This is a genomic window from Streptomyces olindensis (assembly GCF_040645895.1).
GTDB lineage: Bacteria > Actinomycetota > Actinomycetes > Streptomycetales > Streptomycetaceae > Streptomyces > Streptomyces olindensis.
In genome coordinates this window covers 143,575-149,574 of sequence record NZ_JBEYZD010000017.1, presented here as the reverse complement: position 1 = coordinate 149,574, position 6,000 = coordinate 143,575, and the positions used below count along the sequence as shown (strand labels likewise).

Below are 6,000 nucleotides of genomic sequence, written 5' to 3'. Positions count from 1 at the left end.
GACCACATCGGATTCGTCGAACTCGCGGTAGCCACTGCCCCGCCACTGCGGTCACAGCAACCCATGCTGCTCGTAACACCGAAGACGCACAGCACCCAGCAGTCTCCAACCATCGATCCGAAGTCCCTGGCGGGCAAGAAGACCGTGGTCACCGGCGGCACCATCGGCATGGGCCGGGCCATCGTCCAGGCCTTAACCGACCGCGGCGCCGAAGTGCTGTACACCGGACGCAGCGACCAGCGACTCGCCGAGGCCCAGGCCGCGCTCGACACCCCGCTGGCCCACGCGGTGCGCTCCGACGCCACCGACACCAACGCCATCGCCGCCCTCGGCGATCAGATCGCCGACCGCCTCGGCGGCATCGACTACCTGTTCGTCAACCAGGGCATCGCCGAGTTCCAGATACTCGAAGAGGCCACCGAGGAATCCTGGGACCGCATCTTCAACGTCAACGCCAAAAGCGCCTTCTTCACCGTGCAGCGGCTAGCGCCACTGCTGTCCGAGGGCGGCTCGATCGTGTTCACCACCGTCTCCAACGACCAGATCTTCCCCGGCCTGAGCGCCTACTCCGCAGCCAAGGAGGCCGTCGCCGCCTTCACCAAGGTGCTCGCCGCCGAACTGCTCCCCCGCAAGATCCGTGTCAACGCGATCGCCCCGGCTTCATCCTCATCCCCACCATGGGCGTCGCCGAACTGACCGACGAACAGCGCGCCGAGTTCATCGAACAAGGCAACACCCTCCACTCCTATGGGCCGAGGAGGCACCGTGGAGGAAATCGCCGCCGCCGCGCTGTACCTCGCCGTCGAGGCCACCTTCACCACCGGCATCGAACTGCCCGTGGACGGCGGATTCGGGCAGGGCATCGGCCACTGAAAACGCCGCCGGATGAACTCGCCCCAGAAGTCTCGACCGGCCAACCAGCCGGCGCACAGGAGCGCCGAAGGAACCGGGCGGGTGATCCGCTTCGACTGCCCCCCTGACGGTCATGACATGCCCGGAATGCGCCACCGGGGATAAGCGCTGATCCCCGGGCCCCTGGTGAGGCCGGCTCAGGTCAGGTCAGGGTTGGGTTCGCCTCAGCTCAGCGGGCTCTCCGTTCAGGACCACAGGCGTTCAGTAGTCAGTGGTCACGAAGTCTTCGAGTTGGCGGACGACACCGGCGTCGGACTGCGGGACGGTGACCACGACACGGGTCTCTTCCCCGGCATCTACGTGCTGACCGGGCTGCACCGCTACAGCAGACAGGGACTGGCTCTGCCGACCCCAAAAAACAGGGCCTCGACTGCCAGCTGATCACTCACCACGACACCGTCACTCCGCCGCAGCCCGGGCGGTCGCTGTCCCTGCAGGTTTGCTTCCGCTCGCCTCCGACTGCCCCGGGACTTCCCCTCCCCTGTCAATCATGCCCAGCGCCACCCCGACGATGATGATCAGGCCACCCGTGACCTGCGCGAGCCTGATCAACTCGCCGTTGATCACGACGGCGCCGATGACACCGAAGACCGGGACCAGATTGAGGATGTTGACAGCGACGCTCGACGTCATCCTGCGCAGGCCGTAGTTGTAGAGCAAGAAGCCGCCGACCGAGCACGCCACGGCGAGGTAGGCCAGCAGCGATGAGGCGGTCGCGTCCGGCATCCGCCAGTCGTCGGCCTCCAGCAGGGAGGCGAGCAGGAAGCCCCCCGCGCCCGCCAGGGTCTGGTAGTAGGTGACGCTCATGGCGTCCTGGCCGGCGCTCGCGCGTTTGCCGAGCACGTTGTAGCCGGCCCAGGCCAGCCCGCCGAGCAGCAGCAGGACATCCCCCAGCCAGCGCGAACTGCCGCCGACCTCGGCTCCATTGCGCACGACGAGGAAGGCACCGACAGTAGCCAGCAGCACGCCCGTCACCCTCGGCAGCGGCATCCGGGTGCGGAAGACGAACAGTTCCACCAGCATCGTCATCAGCGGATATGTGGCCACGATCAGCGACGCGTCGGATGCCGTGGACAAATCGACACCGACGTTCTCCAGGACGAAGTACACCGTGATGCCGAGGAAGCCGCTCAGGTAGAGCTGCCGCTGCTGCCGAGGGCCCGGCCGGGCCGGGCGGTGCCGACTCATTCGTACCATCACCCCCAGGAGTAACGCCGCGAGCGTGAACCTGATGGCGCCGATGCTGAGCGGACCGACGTCCTGCAGTACCCGCTTGGTCACCGCGTACGAACTGCTCCAGAACAGTGCGGCCGCCATGACCGCACACACCGCCCAAACCGTGGTGCCACGTTCACGCATATCGAGTCGCCCTCTCCAACACCCAGCGCCGATCACCTCGTCGTGACCGAATGAACTTCAGTCAACTAGGCTGGAGGCTAACAACATCATCGACGGTAATGCGACGAGGCCGAACTACCTTCGGAATCTCGCGGGATGAGGCAGGCGTGGACGAACTAGATTCGGCATTGGTGCGGATGTTGCAGGAAGACGGTCGGCGCACCAACCGGGACATGGCGGAGGAACTCGGCATCGCCCCGTCCACGTGTCTGGAGCGCGTGCGAGCACTGCGCAGGACCGGCGTCCTGACGGGGTTTCACGCGGAGGCGGATCTCGCCGCGATCGGCCGCGGGCTGCAGGCGGTGATCGCCGTACGTGTCCGCCCGCCGACACGTGCCGTGATCGAAGCCTTCCAGACCTTCCTGGAGACCATGCCCGAAGTCGTCTCGATCTTCGTCCTCACCGGCAACGACGACTTCCTCGTCCACGTCGCCGTCCGCGACACCGACCATCTCCACGCAGTCGTCCTGGAGAAACTCGCCAAGCGCCCCGAACTCGCCGACGTCCGGACATCCGTGGTCTACGGCCACATACGCAAGAAAATCATCGATCCCGCATGACACCGCCGCCATCCCGCCCGCAGCAGACCGGCCACCAAACCGGGTGTGGGCGCATCGCACTGAAGAAGCAGTACGCTCCCGTGAACTGGCTCTGGTCGGACAGCGGAGCGACCGTATACGCCCTCTGACAAGCCATCATCGCGAGAGCCATGCACGGTGCGGTGATCCCGTCCAAGGTGGCGGTCCGTGTGCGCTGTTCGGGTGCACCCCTCGCCCGCCGACGAGTTTGTCCTCGTCGCCGAACGGTCGTGGGTCGCACGCGGCGCGGACCCGGCGCTGCCGGGCGAACTTGTGGTGACACTGGAGTCGCCGGAGGCGGTCTGCGTTGTTCGAGGTGGTGACCTCGGCCGGTTGTGCGTCGAGAACCAGGCGCTGACCGCCGCCGGAACTACCACGCAGCGCTTCCGCCGTCGCAACGCGCGACCGGCGGAAGTATGCGGCGGGCTGCACTATTCAGAGACTCCGAGAGCACAGGCCGTTGACGCGTGGTTGCGGCTGACTCCGGCTATGAGCAGCAGGTCCCGGCACAAGCCCGTATCCACCCTCTCTGCCACACGGCACGCCTCCTTCACTCGGGGGCCGACTTCGTAGCCCTTTTGGTGAAGGTAGTTCCGGCATTGGACTTCAGTGGCCTGTGCGGGCACGGCGGAAGCCAGGACAGCGGCCCCTCCAATGAACACGGATGCCGCTAAACCGGTCAGCACTCGCTTCTTGCGCACGGTTTTCACCTTTCTTGTCGCTTCCTTGGTCATGCGCACCCACGGTGCCCTTGGACGCTGCCCCGCGCGAGCATGCGAATAAACGGTTCCGCGGCCGATGTTCGGACGGGCCGACACATACAGCCCTCGCCGCACCCGTACGTCTCGGTACCATGCTGGACAGGGGCACCACGGGTCCCCGCAGGCAATCTTGTCGCTCAACTTTCGGCCTCGACTGTGCCGTGTAGTCGGGTGCTTGGACACAGGTAGAAGAGTTCGGGATCGCCTTCGTCCAGGCCGTGGAGCAGGCCGACCGGGCTCCAGCCGACGAACTGCAGCAGGCGCTGCATGGGGTGGTTGGAGACATTGGTCGAGGTGAACAGCTTCGGGGTGGTGCACGCGGCTTCGGTGGCCTGAAGGAGATGCGTGCCCACGCCTTGTCTGCGGGCGGTGGGAGCGACCATCAGCATGGTGACGAAGCCCTGCTCGAAAAAGGTGTATTCCAGCACGCTGTAGCCCAGGGGGCCGGATGCGTCCTGGGCAAGAAGGACCAGACCTTGTTCGCACCAGCGTCGGATGCTCACGCCACGCGCGTGGTCGCCCCCTGCGGCGATGGAGTCGATGCTGACCAATCCGGTCCAGTCCGAGGCCTTCGCTCGACGTGTCACAAGCTTGCCGGGATTCTCAAGATCCATGGGGTGCATCGTGGCAGTCGCGTGGGCGGGGTGCTCACCTTTTGAGTTCGGCGGGCTTGGTGCCCTTCCTGTGGTGTGCGGGCCGTATGTAGGGCACGCCGCCATGCTTGGACGGCCGGTCGGCCTTGGGGTTGTTGACGTGGGGTGGTGTCGAGCGGTGCACCGCCCGGTCCGAGCGCAGCCGTCCCAGGATCTCCACGGGGGAAAGGTCAGTGAGTGGGCGCTGTGCGGGGCGGCGGGTCCTTCACGCCGGTCGTCACCCGGGCGCCCGGGATCTTCGCGAGAGCCCGGAACAGGCCCGCCTGGACGTTCGGCGGGATCAGCAGCGACCGGTACAGGATGTCGAGCTCCCGCCAGTCGCCGCGCTGTGCGCGCGTCTCCCCCTTGATGGAGCCGATGGCGTGCTCCGCGCGGATGCGCTTCGCCCGGGTGGGCGGACACAGCAGCAGCTCACCGCCACGACCGGGGATTCCGGCCTGCGGATAGCCGGTGGGCCGGCATCGACTGGCCTTATGCGTGTTGCTGGCCGGCGAAGAATTCGGCGAGGGCGGAGGCGAGCGCTTCCGGAGCCTCTTCGGCGACGTGGTGTCCGGAGTCGATGCCGTGGCCGCGTACGTCCGAAGCCCATGACCGCCAGATCTCCACCGGGTCCCCGTACAGGTCCTCCAGGTCGTCCCGCAGTGACCAGAGGATCAGTGCCGGGCACCGGATCCGTGCCCCGGCGGCGCGGTCGTCCTCCTCGTGCCGGCGGTCGATGGTGAGGCCCGCCCGGTAGTCCTCCAGCATGGCCCGCACCACGTCGGGGTTGCGCGTGGCCGCACGCCACTCGTCGTAGTTGTCCTGCCCCATGGCCTCGGGGTCGCCTCGGTACCAGCTGTCCGGGTCGGCGTTGATGACGCGCTCGGGGATGTCCGGCTGGGCGAAGAAGAACCAGTGCCACCACTGTGTGGCGAACTCGGTCGTGATGCGGGACAGGTGCTCGGTAAGAGGCAGACAGTCCATCAGCGCCACCCGCGAGACCGCCTCCGGGCGATCGAGGGCGAGACGCAGCGCGACATAACCTCCGCGATCGTGGCCGGCCAGCGCGAACCTGCCATGTCCGAGGGAACGCACCACCTCCACCACGTCGCCGGCGACGGCCCGCTTGGAGTGTCCCGCGTGATCCGCGGTAGGTGCCGGACCTGTGGACCGCCCGTACCCGCGAAGATCGGGACAGATGACGGTGAAACCCCGCCGGACGAGAAGCGGGGCGACGCGATGCCAGGTGGCAGAAGTGCGGGGGTGGCCGTGCAGCAGCACCACCGGCGGCCCTTCCCCGCCATGGCGAACAAAGATCGATCCCCCATCGACCTCGACCCGCTTTGCTTCGAAACCCTCGAACAAGGCCCGAACCTCCCGCCCTCTCACACCGCCCGTGCCGCCGATCGGCCTCCACCGACGAGCGCTCAACCGGCCCAGCCTTCCTCCTGCCCCCACGTGCGCCGTAGATTCAAAGGGATCGAGACTGTCTCCGAGGCCACCCGCGATGTCGACGCGGGGAAAAGATCAGCGGACGCAAGAGACACATGGCGGTGCCAGGGCGGCGACCCTGTGCCGAACGGCCGACTTCAGTCTCAGGCCCAACGTACGGACCGCTGATCTTGCCGCCTGGTTGTACCGCATTCATCGGATTGTTCGGGGGCGGCAGGTGGAGTTTCATCGAAGACGCGCCGCCTGCCGCCCCGACGTCCGGTGTGT

At 66.8% G+C, this 6,000-nt stretch carries 5 protein-coding genes and 1 pseudogene; 2 read left to right on the top strand and 4 right to left on the bottom strand.

What is annotated here, in order from left to right; genetic code table 11:
• The first annotated feature begins 63 nt into the window (after positions 1 to 63).
• Positions 64 to 873: pseudogene (locus tag ABZ948_RS13895) on the top strand (SDR family NAD(P)-dependent oxidoreductase).
• Between the two features lie 438 nt (positions 874 to 1,311).
• Here the strand turns inward: ABZ948_RS13895 and ABZ948_RS13890 are convergent.
• On the bottom strand, positions 1,312 to 2,271 hold the full coding sequence (locus tag ABZ948_RS13890; RefSeq protein WP_359759184.1) for a DMT family transporter: 960 nt from the start codon (positions 2,269 to 2,271) through the stop codon (positions 1,312 to 1,314).
• A gap of 146 nt (positions 2,272 to 2,417) precedes the next feature.
• Between ABZ948_RS13890 and ABZ948_RS13885 the strand changes: the two genes are divergently transcribed.
• The gene (locus ABZ948_RS13885; protein ID WP_359759182.1) at positions 2,418 to 2,870 is read left to right on the top strand and encodes an Lrp/AsnC family transcriptional regulator; all 453 of its coding nucleotides are present in this window, start codon (positions 2,418 to 2,420) and stop codon (positions 2,868 to 2,870) included.
• Positions 2,871 to 3,786: 916 nt separating this feature from the next.
• Here ABZ948_RS13885 and ABZ948_RS13880 read toward each other — a convergent pair.
• The 3 genes from ABZ948_RS13880 to ABZ948_RS13870 form a co-directional block, all read right to left on the bottom strand.
• Complete coding sequence (locus ABZ948_RS13880; protein ID WP_359759180.1) at positions 3,787 to 4,263, bottom strand: GNAT family N-acetyltransferase; 477 nt, start codon at positions 4,261 to 4,263, stop codon at positions 3,787 to 3,789.
• A 34-nt stretch (positions 4,264 to 4,297) separates the two neighbouring features.
• The gene (locus ABZ948_RS13875) at positions 4,298 to 4,462 is read right to left on the bottom strand and encodes a hypothetical protein (RefSeq protein ID WP_359759178.1); all 165 of its coding nucleotides are present in this window, start codon (positions 4,460 to 4,462) and stop codon (positions 4,298 to 4,300) included.
• Between the two features lie 311 nt (positions 4,463 to 4,773).
• The gene (locus ABZ948_RS13870) at positions 4,774 to 5,646 is read right to left on the bottom strand and encodes an alpha/beta fold hydrolase (protein ID WP_359759176.1); all 873 of its coding nucleotides are present in this window, start codon (positions 5,644 to 5,646) and stop codon (positions 4,774 to 4,776) included.
• Positions 5,647 to 6,000 lie beyond the last annotated feature (354 nt).